The organism is Nonomuraea aurantiaca, from assembly GCF_020215705.1.
In the GTDB taxonomy this organism is placed as follows: Bacteria; Actinomycetota; Actinomycetes; order Streptosporangiales; family Streptosporangiaceae; genus Nonomuraea; species Nonomuraea aurantiaca.
In genome coordinates this window covers 1089139-1112075 of the sequence record NZ_JAIWNB010000001.1, presented here as the reverse complement: position 1 = coordinate 1112075, position 22937 = coordinate 1089139, and the positions used below count along the sequence as shown (strand labels likewise).

The following is a 22937-nucleotide window of genomic DNA, read 5'->3' as shown; positions in this document are numbered from 1 at the left end:
GCGATCGCGTCCACCACCCCGGGCGTTACCTGATCCCTGCACTCAGTAGCCATCGGAGCGGCCTGGCCTGACACCCAAGGCCATTGCGTTCTCGGCTGGTGCAACTGCTGCACCCCTGGGCCGGGCGGCCGAGTAAGGGCGCCCCAATGCGGAGATGACAAACGCGACCCCTGATGATCGTCGGTGTCTAGCCAGTCGATCAAGAACAGGGGCCGCGTTCGCGTGCCATCATCCCCGATCGACGTGCTCTCCCGCCACTTGGAGCACGTCACCCTCACCGACCCGGCCATCGACCTGCCCACCCTGGCCGAGGTACTCGACGCCGTCCCCGACCCCCGCAGCCGCAGAGGACGCCGCTACCGGCTCGGACCACTGCTCGCCTTAATCCTGCTCGCCGTCCTCAGCGGAGCAACGTCACTGGCGCAGCTCGCCAGGTTCATCGCCGGGTACGACCCCGGCCTGCGCACCCAACTCGGCCTCCCGGCCACGACGCGACCGGCCGCCTCCACCCTGGGACGACTGCTGGCCCGCCTGGACGGCGACGCTTTCGACGCCGCGACCTGCGGCTACCTCGCCGCGTTGGCCGCCTGCCAACCACCCGAACAGGAGACATCCGCCCGAACGCCCCTGCTCGGCCTGGCCGTGGACGGCAAGACCCTACGCGGCAGTCGCACCGTCGACGGCACCACGGTCCATCTGCTGGCCGCCATCCGCCACGACACCCAGACCGTCCTGGCCCAACGCCAAATCGAAGCTAAAAGCAACGAGATCCCCGCCTTCACACCCCTTCTGCGCAGCTTGGACCTATCCAGCACGGTCATCACCGCCGACGCCCTGCACACCCAGCACGACCACGCCCGGCAGATCATCGCCGCCCGCAGCCACTACCTCTTCATCGTCAAAGGCAACCAGCCCACGCTCCTGCGCCGGCTCAAGGCCCTGCCCTGGCGAGAGGCGATCCTCAACGACCGCACCGACGAGACCGGGCACGGCCGCCGCGAGATCCGCCGTATGAAGATCTGCACCGTCCGGCCCGGCCTGCCCTTCCCGCACGCCGCTCAGGCCATCCAGGTCAAACGCCGCCGCACTGACCGCAGAACCGGCAAAACCACCGTCGTCACCATCTACGCGATCACCAGCCTCCCACCGGGCCGGATCACTCACACCCAACTCGCCGCATTGATCCGCAGCCACTGGAGCATCGAGGCCCTGCACCACGTCCGCGACGTCACCTACCGCGAAGATGCCTGCCGAGTCCGGACCGGAGCAACCCCGCGCATCATGGCCAGCCTGCGCAACCTTGCCATCGGCCTGGCCCGCCTGCTCGGCTGGGCCAACATCGCCTCCGCCGCGGACTACTACCGCAGCCACCCAGCCGACGGCCTTCACCCACTCGGTCTCACGACCTGAGAACGCTTCGGCCCTGGCCTGACACCGGATCGATGTTCACGTCCGGGCATGGCGGAATGATTAACTCGGCAACATCAACCGGGATTTCAAGACCCTCTTCGAGATGCGCGGGCCTGCTCAAGATCCGGTTCCACGGCTTGAGATACTCATGCGCCCCGCTCCTGCTGGATCAAGACGCGTATATCGTCGTGATCAAGGAGTTGCTTGGTCACGCCCACATCGCGATCGCCGCCGACAACTACGCCCATGTCCAACTCCCTCTGCAGGGCGACGCCACCGAAAGCATGGCAACTCCCTCGACAACCACCGCGAAACGTAGCCGTCAGAAAACGATCAGGACTTTCGTGCCGACAGGCAGGCCTAATCCCCTTCGCCCTGTGCGTCGACATGTGGTTCATGAGTCCACATATCCGACCAAAAAACAAGTTTTGCCATGGGCGCGTCAATAAGAGCCAACGAACGCCTACCATCATTTAGCTGAATTGAAACTAGCCTCACTTCATCGGCTTCATACTCAGCCAAGAAGCGGACGAGCCTATTTACTTCAAGATATTTTCGATGACTTGCCGAGAGGCGCCGCAATCTGCGTTCATATGTTCTTCGAAGTTCTTCGACCTGGACCAGCGAATGCCTATCCTCAACATGGGAGATTTCATCCAGGAAGCAGACAAAGTCTTCGGGCACGACTTTTCGCGCTATCGCCTGAATAGCCATAGCGCGGAAAGCTTCAATTATCATGCCTCAACCTCATTAGCAGCCGGGACGATGCCAGGGCCCTCCACCGATGCTTACTTCCGCCCCGGTCTGAATCCCAGCTATAAGAACTTCACTCTCATCATATATATCAGGAGATTCGAAAATCCTATTAGGCGAAACCGCACCCTTGCGAATTCTCAGAACAACCCCAGGCGGCCCCATCTCTTCTGCCGCGTCTCGGGCCACCCCATCGAGATCAGTCGTCCACGACGTAAACTTGCTTCTCGTATTTCCGCCATTATGGCGCGCAGGATCGCTATGACCGCCGAGCGGTGGCGCTATTCCGCGAAGCGCGCTCTGGTAGAACCAATGCCCCTCCGGGATTCCCCTGTAAAGGTAGTCGTCATCTCCAGCATCGTTGTGGACAAGGATAGCTCGGTCGCCTGCCACCACATAGTAAGTGTGCAGGTCATCGACAGCCAGATTGTGGACACGACGGGTCGCGGTCCATTTCGCGATCGCTGTTATCTGCACATATGTGCCCGTTGACGTCTGCAACCACATGCCGGGCTTCAGCTGGTCGGCAGGGAGCCACAGCCGGAGAGCGGGTACCCAGAACGGGTGGTTGTCGGTAGCGGTGATTGCTCCGGTCTTGTCGCCCCGGTCTCCGTCGATGTCAATCGTAAGCTTGACGAGCCGTTTGGTGCCCTCGCCCGTAATCAGTGCGGTGACAGGTCTGGGTTCGGTGTGGCCGGTCGCCGGGTCGGCGGCTACGACCTGGTCGCCGATCTTGACGTCTTCGATCGACTTGGTGCTGCCATCGGCCATGAGGACCTTGGTGCCGGAGACGAAGCTGTTACCTGGGTTGCAGTCAAAGATGGGCGCCGTTGGTGGCGGGCCGTCGGAGTCAGGGTCTGTCTCGGTGGGCTCGACCGCGGCGACACCGTCGGTGCAGGTGCCTGTGCCATATCGAGAGGAGTCGCATTTGATGATGGGATCGCCATACTCGACGCCGTGATCACTCAGATTGTCTACGGAGGAGTCATCGAGAGTAATCGCGTCTGGGTTCGCGCACGGTTGACCGGTTGAGCATGGCTTCGGGCAACTCGACTCCGGGCATGGAGGGCTGCACACCGACTTGCAGCCTCCGTCCGCCCCTCCCTTCTTTACTTTCTTGGAGACATCCTTTTCCCTGTCGCAATTTGGCTTACATGACCTCGTAGTGGGTGTGCCTGAGGTGACACAGCCGCCAGGTTTCACACATCCGCGGGATTGCGATCGCGGCGTGGACGATGCAGTACTCGTGGTCTTTGGTTTGGTTTTAGTCTTAGTTCCGCTGTAGAGATCTCGCCTCGGCTCCGGGCGATCATAGCGTGTTGAGGAGTTTGTCTTGGAGTCCGGCTTTACCTTCGGAACCTGATGAGCATTGGCGGAAGTTTTAGCTAATTGCGCAGCTCTAGCTGCTGCGCGGACTGCATTGGCTGCCCGCTCAACTGCCTGGGCGGCGGCCCGTGCTGCTGCTGCTGCCGCCGCACCGGCGCCTACCGGTATAACCGGGGCCCCGTTTCCCCCTCCACGACTCATGGTCGCCGTATTGCTACCCCCGCCGCCAACTTGGCCCATGTCATCATGATGACCTGAAGGATCTATTCTAGAAAGAGGGCCAGCGCTGGCATAGGCGTAGCGGTTCGATTGAATTGAAGGTTCTGGAGAAAGGCTCCAAGTATCGCGGGAGGAGAAGCCTGCAGTACCGGGTTGGTACCAGCGGGCGTGCATGTTGACTTTGCCAGTGTCGGGGTCGGTGTATTCGCTTTGGTAGCCGAGCCTCGACTGGGTGCCGGTTTGGGCGATTACTTCGCCATAGGGGTTGTAGGCCGTGGTGCTGGCCAGGGCGGTGCCGAAGAAGGTGCCGACTAAGTCGTCGTGGATGTCGGTCATGGCGCCGAGGGCAGGACCGCCGGCTTCCTGGGTGCTGACGAGGCCGCCGAAGGGGTCACGGCCGTACTTGGCTTGGACGGCGCCGCTCTGGTCGGTGATGGCGATGATGTCGTTGTCGAGTCCGGCGTAGGCGAAGCGTTGCTGGCCGCCGCCGGACTTTTGGCGAGTGGCCATGCGGTCGAAGGCGTCGTAGGTGTAGGCGGTGTCGCCGTCGTTGATGAGCCGGTCGAAGGCGTCAAACGTGAGGTTCCGGGTGGTGCCGTTCTTGGTCTCAGTGGCAAGGGTGCCGCGCGGGGTGTAGGTGTAGTCGGTGCCGTCGCCGCTGGTCAGGCGGTTGCGCTGGTCGTAGGTGTAGGTCTTGTTGCCCGCCTTGGTGCGGTTGCCGGACTTGTCCCACTCATAGGCGGTGGTGGTGCCGTCCGGGCCGGTCCAGGAGGTGAGGCGGCCGGCGTGGTCGTAGCCGTAGGTGTTGTTGCCGGCGCCTGCCGTCCCTGCGGTGATCTTGCTGGTGAGGTTGTCGTCCTTGTCCCAGCCGTAGGTGATCTTCGCGAGTTGGCCGCCAGTGCTGTTCTTGAGGGTGTGGGTTTTGAGGCGGTCGGCGTCGTCGTAGGTGTAGCTCTGGGTGTTGACCGGGTTAGTGGAACTGATGGTGGTCAGGCGGTCGGCGTTGTCGTAGTCGTAGGTGTTGGTGCGGCCGCTGACCGGGTCGACAACCGTCCTGAGGCGGCTGCCATTGTCCCAGGTGTAGGTGGTGGTGCCGGTGGAGTCGATGCGCTGGGTGGGGTTGCCCAGGTTGTCGTAGGCGAACGAACTCGAACCTGACGGGCCGGTGACCTCGGTGAGCAGGCTGCGGTCGTTGTATTCGAGGGTCTGGTCACTGACCGTGGTGACGCGGTCTGCCAGGTCGTAGCCGTAGGTCTTGTCGGGAGTCACGATGCCGGCACCCGAGCCGCTGACCTTGGTGACCCGGTTGAGCTGGTCGTACTCCCGATCGAGGCGGACGCCGCCGGGCTGGATGAGCGCGGTCTCGTTGCCTGCGACGTCGTAGACGTGGGTCCAGGTGCGGTCGGCCAGGTCGGGGTGGGCGGTGGTGGCGGGCTCGGTCAGCGTCTCGATCAGGCCGAGGGTGTTGTAGCCGGTCCAGGTGGAGTTGCCGCGGCCGTCGGTCAGGCGGGTGCGGGCGCCGGTGGCGTCGTAGCCGAAGCTGGTGATGATCGAGTCGGTGGCCGAGACCGGTTCGACGAGCTGGGTGAGCAGGTCGGTGGCGTCGAAGGTGCGCCGGGTGATGTGGCCCTCACCGGAGGTGATCTGGGTGAGGTTGTCGGCGGCGTCGTAGCTGAACCCCTTGGACTTGACCGTCGCACCGGCGCTGTCCAGGTTCTTCAGACTGGTCAGGCGACCGGCCGGGTCGTAGTCGGCGCTCATCGCGTTGCCAAGCGCGTTGGTGACCTTGGCCGGACGGCCAGCAAGGTCGTAGGCGTAGGTGGTGGTGTGGTTGAGCGGGTCTGTTTTGGTAATGACCTGTCCAGCGGCGTTTACCGTGTAGCCGATGGTCTTGGTGGTGGGCAGGGTAACCTTGGTGGGGTCGCCAGCGTCGTTGTATTCCAGTTTGGTGGTGTATGCCGCAGTGGTTGGCTTGCGTTCGACGGTGGTCTGGGTGATCTGGCGACCGAGGTCGTCGTAGGTGGCCTCGTTGCGCGCCCCAGTGGGGTCGATCGCGGCCAGTTCCTCGCCCAGCAGGTCGTACTGCGAGATCCACTGCCCGGCGGGTTGGCCTGCGGCGGGGGGCGGGTCGGTGCGGCGGACCGGGTTGCCGAGCGCGTCGTATTCGACGGTGGTGACTTGATTGCGCGGGTCTGTGGTCTTGACCAGGCGGCCAGCCGGATCGTAGCCGTAGGTGGTCTTGGGGACGAGGGTGCTGCCGCCGGGCGGGGTGTACGGCGCGCCGGTCACTGAGGTCAAGCGTCCGACCCGGTCGAAGCCGGAGGTGGTGATGCGGCCTTCGCCGTCAACGCCGTGGGTCTGGCGGCCAGCGTTGTCATAACCGAAGCGAGTGGTGACCCGCTTTTGCTGAGTGGTGCCCGCCTTGTCGATCTGTACGGGTGGTGACGTGGCCTCGACCAACTGACCGGCCAGGTCGTAGCGCATGCTGGCGGTGTAGGCGGCCGGGTCGGCACCGGACAGGTTGCCGCGTCCGTCGACCGCCTCCACCACCAGTCCACGGTCGTCGACCTTCCACGTCGTGGTCAGGTCCTGACTGTCGTTCTTGACCGTGCGGCGGGTGGGGTAGTTCTCCTTGTTGTAGGCGAACTCGCTGGTTTCGACCCTGGTCGTGCCCGTGGCGGTGCTCTTGGTGGTGATGACGTTGTCGTTGGCGTCGTAGCCGTATGTCGTCTTGCGTCCGAGTTTGGCCGGGTCGAGAGTTTCCGATGTCAGGCGGCTGGCGGCGTCGTAGACGTAGTCGGTTCGGGTCGTCGTGCCGCCGAGTACTTGCTGGGTGCGGTTCCCAGCGTTGTCGTACGTGTTGGCCTCGACGACCACATCCTTGGTCGTGGTGGAGCCGTTCAGCTTGACGTCATCGGCGATCACCTCGGAGAGCAGGTCGTCGTCGAAGTAGTTGTAGGTGGTTATGCGACCCATCGCGTCCGTACGTCCGGCCAGGCGTCCGGCCGGGTCGTAGGAGAACGACTCGAGGGTGATCTCTTTGGCGGGGATGGGGGCGACGGGGCTGCCGGTCCAATTTTTCAGCGCGCGCGTCGCCAATTCGCCGCGTTTGGTGTAAGTGAAGCCGGTGATCGAGCCCAGCTCGTCGGTGACGGTGGTGCGAGCGCCTATTTCGTCCCAGGTAGTCCGGGTCACTCCGCCTTCCGGCCCAGTGGCGGTGTCTTCTCGGCCGTGGCCGTCATAGGTATAGGAAGTGGTCCGGTCCGGGTCGCCGCCGGTCAGGTCCTTGTCGGTCTGGGACAGCACGTTGCCGTCCGGGTCATAGGCATAGACCGTCTGCGCCGTGTGGGTGACGTCGGTGACCTCGTTCTTGACCCCCGCGCCGGTCTCGGTGACCAGCCGACCTAGATCGTCATAGGTGTAGGTGGTCGTAACCCCGCCGGGCTGTGCCGCAGATACCTCGGTTCGGCTCTTCATCCGGCCCAGGACGTCGAAGGCGGAGTTGACGACCAATCCTTCCGGCTGGGTCTGCTGGGCGAGATCACCGGCGGCGGTGTAGCGGTTCGTGCCCGAGTTACCCCGAGCATCGGTCCACGATTTCACCAGCCCAGCCGGTGTCACTCCCCCACCGACTGCGGGCTCGCTGCCGTCGGTGTAGGCGATAACCGTCGACCGGCCGCTGGGGAAGTCGGTCGTAGTCGGTGTCGTCTCCTTAGTTTGCTCGCCGTACTGGTTGTACTCGTAGCTGGTGGCGTAGGTGTTGTCGGCAGAGCCCGATGAGCGGGCGTCGCGCACCTTCAACACACGGTCATTTCGCGCGTCGAACTGGTCGTCCTTGTTGAAGTAGAACTGCATGTAGGCGACCTGGCAGCTGCTGTCCGTACGACACGTGCCGGTGGAGAGCGTGTTCCCGCGCTTGTCGTTGTACCAGGTCGTGGTGTTGTTGTTCGCGTCGGTCATTTCCGACAGGAAGCCGCCGGTGTCATAGTCGTAGGTCGTCTTCTTGCCAAGTTGGTCGGTCCTGGAGATCAGCCGGTAGCCGCGCCAGACGTCGTGAACGGCCGTCAGCTTCTCATTCTTCGGATCGGTCACTACGACCGTCGAGGTGCCCGCCGTACGGTCGAGGGTCGGCTCGGCCAGTTGCCAGGTGCCGCCGTGCTGGTCGGTGTGGGTCTTGATCCGCTCAGTGGAGGAGTCGTAGATGTTAGCGGCCCAGACCCGGCCCGACGGCAGGGTGACCTTGATTAGTTCGTGCGGCGCCGCCACACGAGCCGCGTAATGGCGGGCCACCTCCACCGCCGACAACGGCCGATCATAAACCGCGGTCTCATCGACGGTGGCGGCGATCCCGCCACCGATGTCCAGCGCCTCATCATCGGAGAAGCCGGCGAGGGTTTCGGTCACCGTCCCGGCTGGCTGGCCGTCCACATACAGGGTCTGCACCTTGCCACCGACGGTGACCACCGCGTGGTGCCACAAGCCGTCCTTGACCGACGCGCTGGTGACAATCGGGGTGGAGTTTTCCTGGTAGGCGGCCGACAGCTTGCCCGCAGCCGTCACCTCCAACAACGGATGCGGCTCGCGGAGGAATCCATACCCGGTGGTCATCAGCGTGCCGGTGGCGGTGGTCTTGAACCAGGTCTCCACCGACCCCCACGCCCCGATCCGCGAAATGGCATCGGAAGACAAGTTGATATTCGGAGTACTGGAGGCGGCGATCTGCACCGCGGTGTCCGTGGTGCCCGCCAGGGCGCCCGGCTTGGCGAGGGTGTAGTCGATGTTGTAGTGGGCGTCCCCGCCCTGCCAGCCGAGGTTCTTCGAGGTCGATCCGGTGCCTTCGCCCAGCCGCCAATAGCCCATCGGGTCAGAATCGAGCACCGTACTGCGATACAGCGACCCCGGGTTGAGCTGGTAGAGCGTGCAGGCCGTACTCGGGTCACACACCTTCTCCAGCATGTCGCCGTTGTAGGAGTACGCCCAGCTCAGAACCTTGCCGTCCACCGCGTCCGTCGAGACGGTGGTGACATGCGCGCCGCTCCAGGAGAACGTCAGCGACCTGCCTCCAGGCGCGCTCACCTTGCCCAGCTTGCCGTCCGTCCCATACGTCAACTCCTGGCTACGGCCCCTGCTGTCACTCACCTTCAGCAAGCGCCCGCCGACATCGAACAGATACGAGGTAGACGACTTGTCCATCAACCGCCAACTGCCGTCAGCGTTCTTGGCCAGGGTCGCGTACATGCCCGGCGGCGGCTGATACGTCCCGTCATCCTTCTTCGCGAAGCGCACCTGACGACCATCCGGATAGGTCACCAGCGCGGCGTCACGCGCGCGCACACTCTCCGCCACGATCCGCATGTCCCAGCGCGTCGACCAACCAGCGCCAAACGCACCGTCACGGCGCGGGTCCATGCTGTTGTACGCACGCACCACCGACAGCGGCGGCCCCGCCACAGCCACCTGCGCATCAGTGAACGTCGTGGTGTAGTTACCGGACTGCTGATTGAACTCCTGGCCGTTAACACCCCGCACCGACAACTGCGAGGTGATCGTCGGCTGACGCACACCGATGACGAAGGTGTACGTCGGCGAATACCCGCTCGACCCGCCGATCGTCGACGCGTCACTGACCAGCGCCCGCCACCAGTACTGACGGCCCCACCCCAACGTGTCCTTGGGAACCGTCCAACTGTTGTCGAAAGGATATTCCCTCACGCAACCCGTCATGGAAGGGCTCTCGCAAACCTCGAACGAGTATCCGATCGAGCCCCCCGGCCACGTCGTGGCCTGAACAGTCAACGTCGGCTCCGTGGTCATCAACTGGATGCCATTGTCGGGAGACATCGACGTCACCGTGGGCGGCGGCGGCTTGGGACAATCCCCGATCAGCAACCAGCCGGTCCCCTGCTCCTCAGGAGGATAGATATTGAGGTTGGCAGGAATGTTCTGAATGGCTTTCCAAATACGCTGACCCGACGCCACATACGTGCCGTACGCCACGTACACGGACCGCTGCCACGGCGAATACGAGCCACATGGCGGACCAGCCGCCGCGACCGGCGCCGCCCCACGGATCAATGACGACGCCAGCGGACCGGCCTGCTTGGTGCGGACTACCCCCTCCCGCACCTCCCTCGGCAACGCCTTCTTCGGGACCGCGATCTTCGCCTTCGGCGTACCCGGATCCACCTTCGCCTTCGTCGCCTCAGCAGACACAAGCGACGGCAAACCGCCAGCAGAACCTGACATCTGCTTCGGCGTATCAGGCACGCTTCCGAAAGCCGAAACAGCGTTCGCGGAAGCAGCGGCCACCGGCTGCGGCTGCAAAGCCAGAAGACCCGGCAGAGTCGCCACCAAGGTCAAAAACACAAGGCCGAACCTGAAACGAGCAGAATGAGCCCATGCCAGCAAGCGGCGCATACGCCGTCACACTCCGAACCACGCAGGGCGCCCAAAAGCGCCGGACGAAGCCCCACCCCCACGACCCCGACCCGAAGGTCCCTAGCTCGTGCGACTCGGAGCATGACTGCAAACGGACAAAGCGTAAGCTCGGCATAAAGGGCGCACAAGATCTATTTAAGTGATCAAACATGACGGAGTGCGACTTACCGCTTCATTCGTCCGGCTTCGTGGCAGCTTCCCGCAGCCGCGTCCTCCAAGTGCGTGGTCCTGCCTGCCCGACCGGCCATCCACATGGCGGACCGATTCCTGCTCAGGGCCGTGCGTCTTCTATCCTTCGTATCCGACCCGATCGGAGGAGTAGATCCAGTGAACGCTCAGCGCGACTACGCCGAACTCGTCCAGCGTGGCCTTTCGCTCGACCTGACCCGGGGGAAGCCGTCGCCGCGACAGCTGGATCTCGCCAATGACCTGCTCAAACTGCCGACGTCCTACAAGGCGGCCGACGGCACCGACGGGCGTAACTACGGCAACCTGCAGGGGCTCAGCGAGCTGCGGGAGCTGTTCGGGCCGTTGCTGCAGGTGCCGGCCGAGCAGTTGGTCGTCGGGGGCAACTCCAGTCTTGCCGTGATGCACGACACGATCGTGCACGCGCTGCTCACCAAGGTGCCCGGGGCCGAGCGGCGGTGGGTGGAGGAGCCGGAGATCACGTTCCTGTGCCCGGTGCCGGGGTATGACCGGCATTTCACGATCTGTGAGCGGTTCGGGATCAAGATGGCGCCCGTGCCGATGAACGGCGAAGGGCCCGACATGGACGTCGTCGAGCGGCTGGTCGCCGAGGACGCGAGTGTCAAGGGCATCTGGTGTGTGCCGAAGTACAGCAACCCGTCCGGTGTCACCTACAGCGACGAGACCGTGCGGCGGCTGGCCGCCATGGCTACTGCGGCGTCTGATTTCAGGATTTTCTGGGATAACGCCTATGCGGTTCACCACCTCACCGACACCCACGCCGAGCTGGCCGACCTGCTGGCCCTGTGCGCTGAGTACGGCAACGCCGACCGGGCCTTCGTGTTCGGGTCCACGTCCAAGGTGACGCTGGCGGGCAGTGGCGTGTCGTTCTTCGGGGCCTCGCCCGCGAACGTCAAGTGGTTCCTGGCCAACACCGCCAAGCAGTCCATCGGGCCCGACAAGCTCAACCAGCTCCGGCACGTCGAGTTCCTGAAGGACGCCGACGGGGTGGCCGCGCACATGCGCAAGCACGCCGAGCTGGTGTGGCCCAAGTTCGAGCTGGTCGACCGGGTGCTGGCCAAGGAGCTCGGCGACCTCGGCACCTGGACGAGCCCGCAGGGCGGCTACTTCATCAGCCTCGAGGTGTCGCATGCCGGTGAGGTCGTGGCCAGGGCCAAGGCGGCCGGGATCGCGCTGACCCCTGCCGGGGCCACCCACCCCTACGGCCAGGACCCCGACGACCGGACGATCCGGATCGCACCCACTTATCCTGATCTGGATGAGCTGGAGCAGGCCATCATGGGCCTGGCCGTCTGCGTCCGCGCGGTGGCCGAAGAGCGCGCCTGACACCTGCGGCTTCCGGTACGGCCTGCCCGCCGTACCGGAAGCGCGGGGCTAGGTGGTGCGGGTCTGGCGGAAGCCGAAGATGTACTCGCGGGTCTCGCTCGGGTGGAACGACACCCCGACCCCCGGCTCGAACACCACGTTGTCCCGCGGGCAGTAACACAGCTTCTCCCACACGGCGAGCGCCTGTACCCGAGCCGGGGCCTCCGCCGTGTCCCGTTTGCGTGCCCCGTACGACCCCAGCACGAACAGCAGCCCGAACCCCCAGAACAACCCGGTCAGGCAGAAGGGCGCGAGCAGTACCTCGGTCCAGTTCGCGTCCTTGCCCATCGCGATCACCAGCGCGGTCACCAGGTGGACCAGGGCGGCGACGCCGAGCAGGATGTAGCCCTGGTTCCTGGTCCACGCCGTGTAGTGGCGGCTGGGGAACGACAGCCAGACCGCCAGCTGCGTACGGCTCATGAGGTGTTTCGAGGCGCCCAGCGAGGCCGCCGTCGGCAGGTCCACGATGTCGCGCGTGGCGGCCATCCGGGCGCGGCCGATCCGGTACGTGGTGCCCGCCGCCACCACTCCCGGGACTGCGGAGACCTGGTCAGACTGGCTGCATACCGGACACGTGACTTCCACCTTGGGCAGTCTGGCCTTTAGCCGCGGTCGGCGCAAACCGTAAGGTTTCCCTTGTGAGACCCATTGATGCCTTGGTGAACGCCCTGCCTGAGGGCCGCGTCCTGACCGACCCCGACGTCATCGACTCCTACGCACGCGACCGTACGTTCCTGGAGCCGGGCAAACCGCTGGGCGCGGTGCTCGCCACATCGCGTGACGATGTGGTGACGACGCTCAAGTGGGCGACCGAGCATCGGGTGCCCGTGGTGCCGCGCGGCGGCGGTACGGGGCTGGCCGGCGCCGCCACCGCCGGCGACGGATCGGTGATCCTCTCCGTGGCCAGGATGACGGCGATCAAGGAGCTCTCCCCCGCCGACGAGATCGCCGTGGTCGAGCCCGGGGTGATCACCGCCGACCTCGACCGGGCGGCCAGGGAGCACGGGCTGATGTACGCGCCCGACCCGTCGTCGTACGAGATCTCCACGATCGGCGGCAACCTGGCCACCAACGCGGGCGGGCTGCGCTGCGTGAAGTACGGCGTGACCCGCGACTCCGCGCTCGGCCTGGAGGTGGTGCTGGCCGACGGCCGGATCCTCGAGACGGGCCGCCGCACCATGAAGGGCGTCACCGGGTACGACCTGACCGGCCTGTTCGTCGGCTCGGAAGGCACGCTCGGCGTGATCACCTCGGCGACGGTACGGCTGCGCAGGGCACCGGACAAGCCGCCGGCGACGTTCGCGGCGGAGTTCGGCTCGCTGCGCGACGCGGGTGCGGCCGTGTCGGCGATCATGGCCGCCGGGTGCCAGCCGTCGCTGATGGAGCTGCTCGATCGGGCGACGCTGGAGGCCATCGACGACTGGCGCAACATCGGCCTGGAGACGAGCACGATCGCCATGCTGATCGGCCAGTCCGACGCGTCGGACAGCGAGTCGGTCGTCAAGCGCATGGAGCAGCTGTGCGTCGACAACGGCGCGTCGTTCGTGGCGGTCTCCTCCAGCCCGCAGGAGACCGAGGAGCTGATCGGGCTGCGCAGGATGGCCTACGACGCCAAGGAGCGTATGGGCGCGTGCCTGGTGGAGGACGTGTGCGTGCCGCGTTCGGTGCTGCCTGACATGATCATGGCGATCGAGGCCGCCGCCGTACGGCACGGCGTGAAGATCGCCACGGTCGCGCACGCCGGTGACGGCAACCTGCACCCGGTCTTCATCTTCGAGCACGGCATGGCCGAGCCGCCGCCCGAGGTGTGGGCGGCGGCGGACGAGGTGTTCAAGCACGCTCTGGGGCTCGGTGGCACGCTGACCGGCGAGCACGGTGTCGGCCTCCTCAAGCGGCGCTGGCTCGGCCTGGAGTTCGGACCGGTGGCGCAGGAGATGCAGCAGGGCATCAAGGCCGTCTTCGACCCGCTTGGCCTGCTCAATCCGGGCAAGGCGATCTGAGTTCACCAAGCCGTGACCTAGTCCGGTCAATGTGGACACGACCTGCCCCGAAACGCTGACATTCTGCGTCAAAAGGTGAAACATCTGACAGGTCCGGGCCACGCCCCAAGGGTCACGCTGGTAGCGTTTCGCACCATCTGTCGATTTGTTGTGCGTGGTCTTGGGGGTACGGCGTGAATCAGCACCAGCCGCTGGCGGCGGACGACCCGCGGCGGCTGGGGGCCTACGACCTCGTCGCCCGGCTAGGTGAGGGCGGCCAGGGAGTCGTGTACCTCGGCCAGAGTGACAGCGGTGAGCAGGCGGCGGTCAAGCTGCTGCACAACGCGCTGGTGGCCGACGCTGACGCCAGGAGCAGATTCCTGCGCGAGGTCGCGGTGGCGCAGCGGGTGGCCAGGTTCTGTACGGCTCCGGTGCTGCACGCCGACCTCGAGGGCAGCCGGCCGTACATCGTGAGCGAGTACGTACCGGGGCCGTCCCTCCGGCAGCTGGTGATCAACGAGGGCCCGCGCCGGGGAGCGGCGCTGGAGCGGCTCGCGATCAGTACGGCGACCGCGCTGGCGGCCATCCACCGGGCCGGGATCCTGCACCGCGACTTCAAGCCCGCGAACGTCCTCATGGGACCCGAGGGCCCCGTCGTGATCGACTTCGGCATCGCCCGAGCGCTGGACTCCCCCGGGGCGACGGCCACGGGCATGGCCATGGGGACGCCGTCGTACCTGGCGCCCGAGCAGCTCAGCGGGGCTGCCGTGTCCGAGGCGGCGGACGTGTTCGCCTGGGGCGTCACGATGGTGTTCGCGGCGACGGGCAAGCCCGCCTTCGGCGCCGACTCGATTCCCGTGGTGATGAACCGGATCCTGAACGAGGAGCCGGAGCTGGGCGAGATGGAGGGGGCGCTGGGACAACTGGTGGCGGCGTGCCTGTCCAAGGACCCGTCGCAGCGGCCCAGCGCGGACCAGCTGATCGTGCACCTCACGGGGCAACCGGCGCCGCCCGCGGCCGTGGACCCGCTGACCACGGGTGCTCAGCGCGGCGCCCAAGCGGGCGCTGTCGCGAGCGCCCAGCCTGGCGCTCACACGGGTGCCGTCGCGGGCGCCCAGACCGGTACGGGGCCGCAGCCGGGAGCGAACCCGCAGGACTCCTACCCCGGCCCCTGGATACGGCCCAGTGCCGCGCCTCAGCCCGGTCAGACGGGCCCTGCCGGCCAGACGGGTCCGACCGGCCAGACCAGTCACTTCGGGCTCCCCGGCGCGACCAAGAGCGGCGCTCCAGCTCCCATGGCGGCGGCAGGCCCCTCGGCCGGTACGTCCGGCATGCCCCAGGGCCACCCCCCGACCGGTCAGAACATGCCGCACGGCAACGCGCCGACCGCCCCCGGAATGCCCGCCGGCGGGCAGGGAGCACCCGGCGGTCCGACGCGACAGGCCCCCATGGCCCAGGGGGCGGGCGTTTCCGGTCAGCCCATGGGCGGCGCTCCAGGACAGCCGATGGGCGGCGCTCCAGGCCAGCCCATGGGCGGCATACCGGCGCAGAGCGGCGCTCCGGCGTTCGGCGCAGGCGGCCCGGCATACGGTCCTGGCGGCCCCGGCGGTCGTGGGCCGGGCGCGGGTGGGCCCGGTGCGGGTGGGCCGGGGCAGGGACCTCAGGACGCCGGGTCGGCGAAGCAGCGTCGTACCCTGACCTTCGCCCTGACCGGCGCGGCCGCGGCGGCCCTGCTGGTCGTCGGCGGCGCGGTGATCGTGCAGGCCAACAGCGGCGGCATCCAGAAGGTGGTCGCCGTCGGCACCACCTCCGAGGCCACCCCCACCGACGGCTCAGGGGCCGGACAGCCCGTCGAGCCGCCCCTGACGGAGGACAGCCCGGTCGTCTCGCAGCCGGTCCCGACGCTGAGCGAGCCCGAGCCCACCAAGAGCAAGACCAAGGAGCAGGTGATCCAGGACCCGAGCACCCAGGTCCCGGTCACCGTCCCCACGGTCCCGCAGACGTCGAAGCCGACGACGCACAAGCCGGAGTCGGATCCCAAGCCCACCAAGACCAAGCGCACCGACATGGTGGACCCGGACCCCGATCCCAAGACCTCGCCCACCGAGGACAACACGGACGACCCGAACCCCCAGCCGAGCACCAAGCCCACGACGAAGCCCACGACGAAGCCGACCGTGAAGCCAACGGTGAAGCCGACCGTCGCGCCCAAGCCGAACACCTTCAGCGCCACGGCGGTGTGCGGCTCCGGCTTCAAGGTGATCGACAGCCACGCGCTGGGCAGCAACGCGACGATCTACCTGCTGTACGGCAACGGCAAGAACTGCGTGGTGACGATGTCCAAGCTGGTGTATCCCGGCAAGGTCCCGATGAACGCCACCCTCCAGGTACAGAACGGCGGCAGCGGCAGCAACCCGGGCAAGTTCACCGCCTACGCGGGCCCGGTGCGGGTGGCGGCCGTCAAGAAGTGCGTGATCTGGGGCGGCTCGTGGGGCACCGCGTCCTGGAAGTCCGGCTGGAGCCACTGCACCTGACATAGCCCTCCACGAAGCCCTCCACGACGGCCCTCCACGACGGAAAGGATCGTCGTGGAGGGCTTTTCTCGTGCCGGACTAGCGGGTTACGCTAGTTGACGTGATCGTCAAGTCCGAGCTGACCGCCAGAGGACGGCGTACGAGGGACGCGCTCGTACGGGCGGGCCGGGAGGCGTTCGACGAGCACGGCTACGAGGCGGTGCGCATCGACGACGTGTGCGCCCGCGCCGGGGTCTCCCACGGCACCTTCTACACCTACTTCGACTCCAAGGAAGCCCTGTTCGGCGAGGTGGCGGCGGCGGTGGTCGGGGAGATGTTCACGGCGAGCGTCGTGGGGCCCGGCGTTCCCGGCGACCCCTACGCGCGCATCGAGGCGGCCAACCGGCTCTACCTGCGTGCCTGGGCGGCCAACTCGCGGCTGGTCAGGATGCTCGAACAGGCCGCCACCGCCGAGGAGAGCCTGCGTGGGCTGCTGCTGGAGCTGCGCGAGGTGTTCGTCCGGCGGGGTGCCGAGGGGCTGCGGCGATTGCAGGAGCAAGGGCTGGCCGACCCGGCGCTCGATCCCCGGCTGACGGCCGTCATGCTGGGCGGGATGGTGGAGCACTTCGCCCACGTCTGGCTTGACCTGGGCGAGCGGGCCGACGAGCGGACGGCCGTGGAGCTGCTCACCAAGCTCTGGGCCAGGGCCATCGGGTTGACATCGGCGTCAAGTTGGCAACAGGAGGGCGTGTGATCCGGAGCAGGCTCGATCCCAGCGGCGCCGACCATCAGGAGCGGCGCGCGGCGATGCTGGGCAAACTGGACGAGCTCGACGCCGAGCAGGCCAAGGCGGTCGCGGGCGGCGGCGACAAATACGTGGAGCGGCACCGGAAACGGGGCAAGCTGCTGGCCCGCGAGCGGATCGAGCTGCTCGTCGATCCCGACTCCCCCTTCCTGGAGCTGTCGCCACTGGCCGCGTGGGGCAGCGAGTTCCCGGTGGGTGCCAGCATGGTCACCGGGATCGGGGTGATCGAGGGCGTCGAGTGCGTGATCACCGCGAACGATCCGACGGTCAGGGGCGGCGCGTCGAACCCGTGGACGCTCAAGAAGTCGCTCAGGGCCGCCGACATCGCGCTCCAGAACCGCCTGCCGTACGTCAATCTGGTGGAGAGCGGTGGCGCGGACCTGCCGACGCAGAAGGAGATCTTCATCCCGGGTGGGCGGATATTTCGGGACCTGACGCGGATGTCGGCGGCGGGGATTCCGACGATCGCGCTCGTGTTCGGCAACTCCACGGCCGGTGGGGCCTACGTGCCCGGAATGAGCGACTACGTGGTGATGGTGAAGGAGCGGGCCAAGGTGTTCCTCGGCGGGCCGCCGCTGGTCAAGATGGCGACCGGCGAGGAGTCCGACGACGAGTCGCTCGGCGGGGCCGACATGCACGCGCGCACCAGCGGCCTGGCCGACTACCTGGCCCTCGACGAGCACGACGCGCTGCGGATCGGGCGGCAGATCGTCCGGTCGCTCAACTGGCGCAAGCTCGGCACGGAGCCTCAGGCCGTACAAGAGCCGCGATATCCGGTCGAAGAGCTCCTCGGGATCGTGCCGCAGGACCTGAAGGTGCCGTTCGATCCGCGCGAGGTGATCGCGCGGATCGTGGACGGCAGCGAGTTCGAGGAGTTCAAGCCGCTGTACGGGGCCTCCCTGGTGACGGGGTGGGCGCGGTTGCACGGCTATCCGATCGGGATCCTGGCCAACGCGCGCGGGGTGCTGTTCAGCGAGGAATCGCAGAAGGCGACCCAGTTCATCCAGCTCGCGAACCAGTCGCGCACTCCGTTGCTGTTCCTCCAGAACACGACCGGTTACATGGTCGGCAAAGACTACGAGCAGGGCGGCATCATCAAGCACGGCGCGATGATGATCAACGCGGTGTCCAACTCGACGGTGCCGCACCTCACCGTGGTGATGGGCGCCTCCTACGGGGCCGGAAACTACGGGATGTGCGGCCGGGCCTACGATCCGCGGTTCCTGTTCGCGTGGCCGAGCGCGAAGTCGGCGGTGATGGGGCCCACGCAGCTCGCCGGGGTGCTGTCGATCGTCGGGCGGGCGTCGGCCGAGGCCCGTGGTCAGGTGTACGACGAGGAGGGCGACGCGGCCATGCGGGCGATGGTGGAGGCGCAGATCGAGGCGGAGTCACTGCCGTACTTCCTGTCGGGGCGGCTCTACGACGACGGGGTGATCGACCCGCGCGACACCAGGACCGTGCTGGGGCTGTGCCTGTCGGCGATCAACAGCGCCGCGGTGCCCGAGGCGGCGGGATTCGGGGTGTTCCGGCCGTGATCACTCGTCTGCTCGTCGCGAACCGGGGCGAGATCGCCCGGCGCGTCTTCCGTACCTGCCGCTCGCTCGGCATCGAGACGGTGGCCGTCTTCTCCGACGCCGACGCCGGGTCGCCGCACGTGGCCGAGGCCGACTACGCGGTACGGCTGCGCGGCGCCAAGCCCGCGGAGACCTATCTGGACATCGAGCGGATCGTGGCGGCCTGCCGGTCGGCGGGCGCCGACGCCGTGCATCCGGGATATGGGTTCCTGTCGGAGAACGCGGGCTTCGCCCAGGCTGTGCTCACTGCCGGGCTGGTGTGGGTGGGCCCGCCGCCGGCGTCGATCGCGGCCATGGGGTCGAAGATCGAGGCCAAGCGGCTGATGGGCGAGGCCGGGGTGCCGGTGCTGCCATCGCTGCCGACAGCCGTCACGGAGTTCCCCGTGCTGGTGAAAGCATCCGCCGGTGGTGGCGGGCGGGGTATGCGGGTGGTCCGCGACCCAGCCGAGCTGGAGCGGGAGATCGCGTCGGCGCGGCGCGAGTCCGAGGCGGCGTTCGGCGACGGGACCGTGTTCGTCGAGCCGCTGCTCGAAGGGGCCAGGCACGTCGAGGTCCAGATCCTGGCCGACCGGCACGGCACCGTGTGGGCGCTCGGCGAGCGGGAGTGCAGCATCCAGCGACGGCACCAGAAGGTCGTGGAGGAATGCCCCTCGCCCGGTATCACCCAGCGGGTCAGGGACGAGCTCTGCGAGGCGGCGGTCAGGGCGGCCAGGACCATCGGCTACGTCGGGGCCGGGACGGCGGAGTTCCTGGTCAAGGGGGATCAAGTCGCCTTCCTGGAGATGAACACCCGGCTCCAGGTCGAGCACCCGGTCACCGAGCTGGTCTACGGTGTGGACCTGGTACGGCTGCAGATCGAGGTGGCCGAGGGGCTGGCGCTGCCGGGCTCCCCGCCGCCGCCTCAGGGGCATGCGGTCGAAGTGCGGCTGTACGCGGAGGACGCGGACTATCTTCCGCAGACCGGGGTCTTGCGGCGGTTCGAGGTGCCTGAGGACGTACGGGTTGATTCGGGGGTCGAGGCGGGGTCGGTCGTCTCCGCTCATTACGACGCGATGCTCGCCAAAGTGATCGCTCATGGCTCGTCCCGGGACGAGGCGATACGGAAGCTGACGACGGCGCTGCGACGCGCTCGGATCCACGGCATAACCACCAACCTGGATCTGCTGGTTAGCGTCCTGACAAATCGTGACTTCAGGGCTGGGGACACGCACACCGGGTTCCTGGACGGACACGACCACGGCCAGAGACACCTCGATGAGCTGGCCGTACTGGCCGCCGCCCTCGCCCAGGCCGCCGCCAACCGGGCCGCCGCGCCGGTCCTGCGCAGCCTGCCCTCCGGCTGGCGGAACGTCCGTTCGCAGCCCTCGCGCGCCGTCTTCGACGAGGCCGAGGTCGTCTACGAGCCGCTTCCCGACGGAATCGAGCTGGTCCATGCGGACCCGTCCAGGATCGTCCTGGAACGCGGCGGCGTACGGCACACCTTCGAGATCGCCCGCTACGACGGGAAGGTCTGTGTCGACTCCCCCAGCGGTTCCGTCGAGCTGACGCCCGCGCCCCGGCTGCCCGAGCCCGTCGAGCAGGTCGCGCCGGGCTCACTCCTCGCCCCCATGCCGGGTAGCGTGCTGCGGGTCGAGGTCGAGCCGGGTGACCGCGTGGTGAAGGGCCAGGCGGTGCTGGTGCTGGAGGCGATGAAGATGGAGCATCAGATCGCCGCGCCCGCCGACGGCGTCGTCTCCGGCGTACACGTCGAGAAGGGGCAGCAGGTCGAGGCGGGCGCCGTGCTGGCGATCATCCGGGAAGGGGACTCATGACTAGCCTGGTCCACAAGGAGTTGGACGGCGGCATCGCGACGATCACGCTGGACTCGCCGGCCAACAGGAACGCGCTGTCGGTGCGGCTGCTCGGCGACCTGGAACGCCGGCTGAACTGGGCGCTGACCGAGCCGGACGTCCGGGTGATCGTGCTGACCGGCGCGGGGCCGGTGTTCTGCTCGGGCGCCGACCTGAAGGAGCAGCGCGTCGAGCCCGCTTCGGGGGTCGGCGACGCGCCGGTGACGGCGTCGTTCCCGGAGATCCTCTCGTTGATCTGGGAGAGCCCGAAGCCGGTCATCTGCCACCTGAACGGCACGGCCCGCGCGGGCGGGCTCGGCCTGGTGGCCGCGTGCGACTTCGCGATCGCGCCGGTGACGGCCTCCTTCGCGTTCACGGAGGTACGGCTCGGCGTCGTGCCCGCGATGATCTCGGTGCCGGTCCTGCGCAGGCTCGATCCCCGGGCGGCGGCCGAATACTTCCTGACCGGCGAGGTGTTCGACGCGGCCAGGGCGGCGGAGATCGGGCTGCTGACGCGGGCCGTACCCGCCGAGGAGCTCGACGCGACCGTGCGGCACTATGCCGGGATGCTGCTCAAGGGCGGCCCCGAGGCGCTGGCCATCACGAAACGGCTGGTCAGGGAGCTGCCGCAGCTGTCGTTCGAGGAGGGGCTGCGGCAGATGACCGCGCTGTCCGCCCAGCGCTTCACCTCCGAGGAGGGCCAGGAGGGCATCGCGGCCTTCATGGAGAAGCGTCCGGCCAGGTGGGTCCCCGGCATATGACCTTGCGCATCGCCAATTGCAGCGGCTTCTACGGTGACCGGCTGTCGGCCGCGCGGGAGATGGTCGAGGGCGGGCCGATCGACGTGCTCACGGGCGACTGGCTGGCGGAGCTGACGATGCTCATCCTGGCCGGCAACCGCCTCAAGGGCCGCCCCGGCTACGCGCCGACGTTCCTGACCCAGCTCGAAGAGGTCCTCGGCACCTGCCTCGATAGAGGCATCAAAATCGTGACCAACGCCGGAGGGCTGGACCCGGCCGGGTGCGCCGCCGCCGTACACGAGCTCGCCGCCCGCCTCGGCCTCTCCCCCAAGGTCGCCCACGTCACCGGCGACGACCTCACCGGCCGCGACCTGGACCTGACCAACGCCGACACCGGCGAGCAGCTCGCCGCGACGCCCCTGACCGCCAACGCCTACCTGGGCGGCCGCCCGATCGCGGCGGCCCTGTCGGCCGGCGCCGACGTCGTGGTGACCGGCCGCGTCACGGACGCGGCCCTGGTGACGGGCCCCGGCATCTGGCGGTACGGCTGGGGACCCGGCGACCTCGATCCCCTGGCGGGCTCGGTGGTCGCGGGCCACATCATCGAATGCGGCTGCCAGGCCACGGGCGGTAACTACGCGTTCTTCCAGGACGTACCGGATCTGGCGCACTGCGGCTTCCCCATCGCCGAGCTGCACGCAGACGGCTCCTCTGTGATCACCAAGCATCCGGGGACGGGCGGCCTGGTCTCGATCGGCACGGTGACGGCCCAGCTCGTCTACGAGATCGCCGGGCCCCGCTACCTCGGGCCCGACGTGGTGGCCCGCTTCGACACCATCACCCTGACGGACGACGGTCCCGACCGGGTGCGCGTCTCCGGCGTACGCGGCGAGCCGCCGCCCGGCACGCTCAAGGTCGCGGTCAACTACCTGGCCGGATACCGCAACACGATGACGCTGGTCCTGACGGGCCTGGACATCGAGGCCAAGGCCCGCGTGGCGGAGGAGGCGATCTGGGCCAGGGTGCCGAAGGAGTCGTTCGACGCGGTGGACGTCACGCTCGCGGACGGGGGGCTGCTGCGGATCACGGTCATGGACGCCGACCAGCGCCGGGCCGGCCGCGCCTTCTCCTCGGCCGTGGTGGAGACGGGGCTGTCCGGCTATCCCGGCTTCTACGGCCTGACCCCGCCGGGCAACGCGTCGCCGTACGGGGTGTACTTGCCGGTCCTGGTACCGGCCGCGGAGGTGCGGGCCCAGGTCTTCCTGGACGGCGAGGAGGTCCCCGTGCCCGTGGGCGTCTCGGCAGCGGCCGGCTTGGAGCCGGACGTCGTACGGCGTCCCCCATCGCGGCTCTCGGCGGATCAACCCACCGTCCGCCTCCCGCTGGGCCGCCTGGCGGGCGCCCGCTCGGGCGACAAGGGCGGCAACGCCAACCTGGGCGTCTGGGTCGACACGGCGGAGCGGTACGACTGGCTGGCGGCGCACCTGACGACGGACCGCCTGAAGGAGCTCCTCCCCGACCTGGCGGCCCACCGGATCACCCGCTACGAGCTCCCGAACCTCCACGCGCTCAACTTCGTCGTCCACGGCCTGCTGGGCAGGGGCGTGGCGGCCAGTCCCCGCATGGACCCCCAGGCCAAGGCACTCGGCGAGCTGCTACGCGCCCAGCCTGTCGACGTGCCGGCGATGCTGCTGCCCTGATAGCGGAATCCGCTTGTCTGATCACACTCCGTAGCCATATTGTTGCGGCGGGATGACTATGCGGAGTCGCTAACTAGGC

The 22937-nt window shown here is 67.4% G+C and carries 13 protein-coding genes; 10 read left to right on the top strand and 3 right to left on the bottom strand.

The features are described from left to right. Positions 1-222: 222 nt before the first annotated feature. Positions 223-1410 carry an ISAs1 family transposase gene (locus tag LDL49_RS05025; protein ID WP_225289690.1) on the top strand — a complete coding sequence of 396 codons (1188 nt, stop codon included), beginning with the start codon at positions 223-225 and terminating at the stop codon, positions 1408-1410. Positions 1411-1442: 32 nt separating this feature from the next. After that, the gene (locus tag LDL49_RS59050) at positions 1443-1859 is read left to right on the top strand and encodes a tyrosine-type recombinase/integrase (protein ID WP_225289689.1); all 417 of its coding nucleotides are present in this window, start codon (positions 1443-1445) and stop codon (positions 1857-1859) included. Here LDL49_RS59050 and LDL49_RS05015 read toward each other — a convergent pair. Both LDL49_RS05015 and LDL49_RS05010 read right to left on the bottom strand, forming a co-directional pair. Then, positions 1771-2148 carry a hypothetical protein gene (locus LDL49_RS05015; protein ID WP_225289862.1) on the bottom strand — a complete coding sequence of 126 codons (378 nt, stop codon included), beginning with the start codon at positions 2146-2148 and terminating at the stop codon, positions 1771-1773. The two genes, LDL49_RS59050 and LDL49_RS05015, sit on opposite strands and share 89 nt — an antisense overlap. Before the next feature lie 12 nt (positions 2149-2160). Next, positions 2161-10125 carry a polymorphic toxin-type HINT domain-containing protein gene (locus LDL49_RS05010; RefSeq protein ID WP_225289688.1) on the bottom strand — a complete coding sequence of 2655 codons (7965 nt, stop codon included), beginning with the start codon at positions 10123-10125 and terminating at the stop codon, positions 2161-2163. Positions 10126-10473: 348 nt separating this feature from the next. Between LDL49_RS05010 and LDL49_RS05005 the strand changes: the two genes are divergently transcribed. Further along, positions 10474-11679, top strand: a complete 1206-nt coding sequence (locus LDL49_RS05005) for an aspartate aminotransferase type Ic (RefSeq protein WP_225289687.1) — start codon at positions 10474-10476, stop codon at positions 11677-11679. Positions 11680-11727: 48 nt separating this feature from the next. Here LDL49_RS05005 and LDL49_RS05000 read toward each other — a convergent pair whose 3' ends face one another. Continuing rightward, positions 11728-12303: a hypothetical protein gene (locus tag LDL49_RS05000; protein ID WP_225289686.1), complete on the bottom strand. Its 576-nt coding sequence runs from the start codon at positions 12301-12303 to the stop codon at positions 11728-11730. 53 nt (positions 12304-12356) lie between these two features. On the opposite strand from LDL49_RS05000, the gene LDL49_RS04995 reads away from it, so the two are divergent. The 7 genes from LDL49_RS04995 (at position 12357) to LDL49_RS04960 (ending at position 22858) form a co-directional block, all read left to right on the top strand. Continuing rightward, a complete protein-coding gene (locus LDL49_RS04995; protein WP_225289685.1) occupies positions 12357-13718 on the top strand; it encodes an FAD-binding oxidoreductase in 1362 nt (453 codons plus the stop codon). Positions 13719-13891: 173 nt separating this feature from the next. Beyond that, entirely contained in the window at positions 13892-16231 is a 2340-nt protein-coding gene (locus LDL49_RS56660; RefSeq protein WP_308016072.1) for a serine/threonine protein kinase, read from the top strand. Positions 16232-16331: 100 nt separating this feature from the next. Continuing rightward, positions 16332-16964 (top strand): TetR/AcrR family transcriptional regulator, encoded by a 633-nt coding sequence (locus LDL49_RS04980; protein ID WP_225289684.1) that lies wholly within the window; start codon positions 16332-16334, stop codon positions 16962-16964. 53 nt (positions 16965-17017) lie between these two features. Further along, the gene (locus LDL49_RS04975; protein WP_225289858.1) at positions 17018-18550 is read left to right on the top strand and encodes an acyl-CoA carboxylase subunit beta; all 1533 of its coding nucleotides are present in this window, start codon (positions 17018-17020) and stop codon (positions 18548-18550) included. Further along, positions 18547-20400: an ATP-binding protein gene (locus LDL49_RS04970; protein WP_225289683.1), complete on the top strand. Its 1854-nt coding sequence runs from the start codon at positions 18547-18549 to the stop codon at positions 20398-20400. The genes LDL49_RS04975 and LDL49_RS04970 overlap by 4 nt, the downstream gene beginning before the upstream one ends. After that, positions 20397-21179 (top strand): enoyl-CoA hydratase-related protein, encoded by a 783-nt coding sequence (locus tag LDL49_RS04965; RefSeq protein WP_225289682.1) that lies wholly within the window; start codon positions 20397-20399, stop codon positions 21177-21179. The genes LDL49_RS04970 and LDL49_RS04965 overlap by 4 nt, the downstream gene beginning before the upstream one ends. Beyond that, positions 21176-22858: an acyclic terpene utilization AtuA family protein gene (locus tag LDL49_RS04960; RefSeq protein WP_225289681.1), complete on the top strand. Its 1683-nt coding sequence runs from the start codon at positions 21176-21178 to the stop codon at positions 22856-22858. Before LDL49_RS04965 ends, LDL49_RS04960 begins: the two co-directional genes overlap by 4 nt. Positions 22859-22937: the final 79 nt, after the last annotated feature.

Coding starts and splice junctions, on each gene's coding strand:
- LDL49_RS59050 (WP_225289689.1), top strand. CDS start 1,443: ATGTTCACGTCCGGGCATGGCGGAATGATTAACTCGGCAACATCAACC.
- LDL49_RS04965 (WP_225289682.1), top strand. CDS start 20,397: ATGACTAGCCTGGTCCACAAGGAGTTGGACGGCGGCATCGCGACGATC.
- LDL49_RS05010 (WP_225289688.1), bottom strand. CDS start 10,125: ATGCGCCGCTTGCTGGCATGGGCTCATTCTGCTCGTTTCAGGTTCGGC.
- LDL49_RS05015 (WP_225289862.1), bottom strand. CDS start 2,148: ATGATAATTGAAGCTTTCCGCGCTATGGCTATTCAGGCGATAGCGCGA.
- LDL49_RS04975 (WP_225289858.1), top strand. CDS start 17,018: ATGCTGGGCAAACTGGACGAGCTCGACGCCGAGCAGGCCAAGGCGGTC.
- LDL49_RS04960 (WP_225289681.1), top strand. CDS start 21,176: ATGACCTTGCGCATCGCCAATTGCAGCGGCTTCTACGGTGACCGGCTG.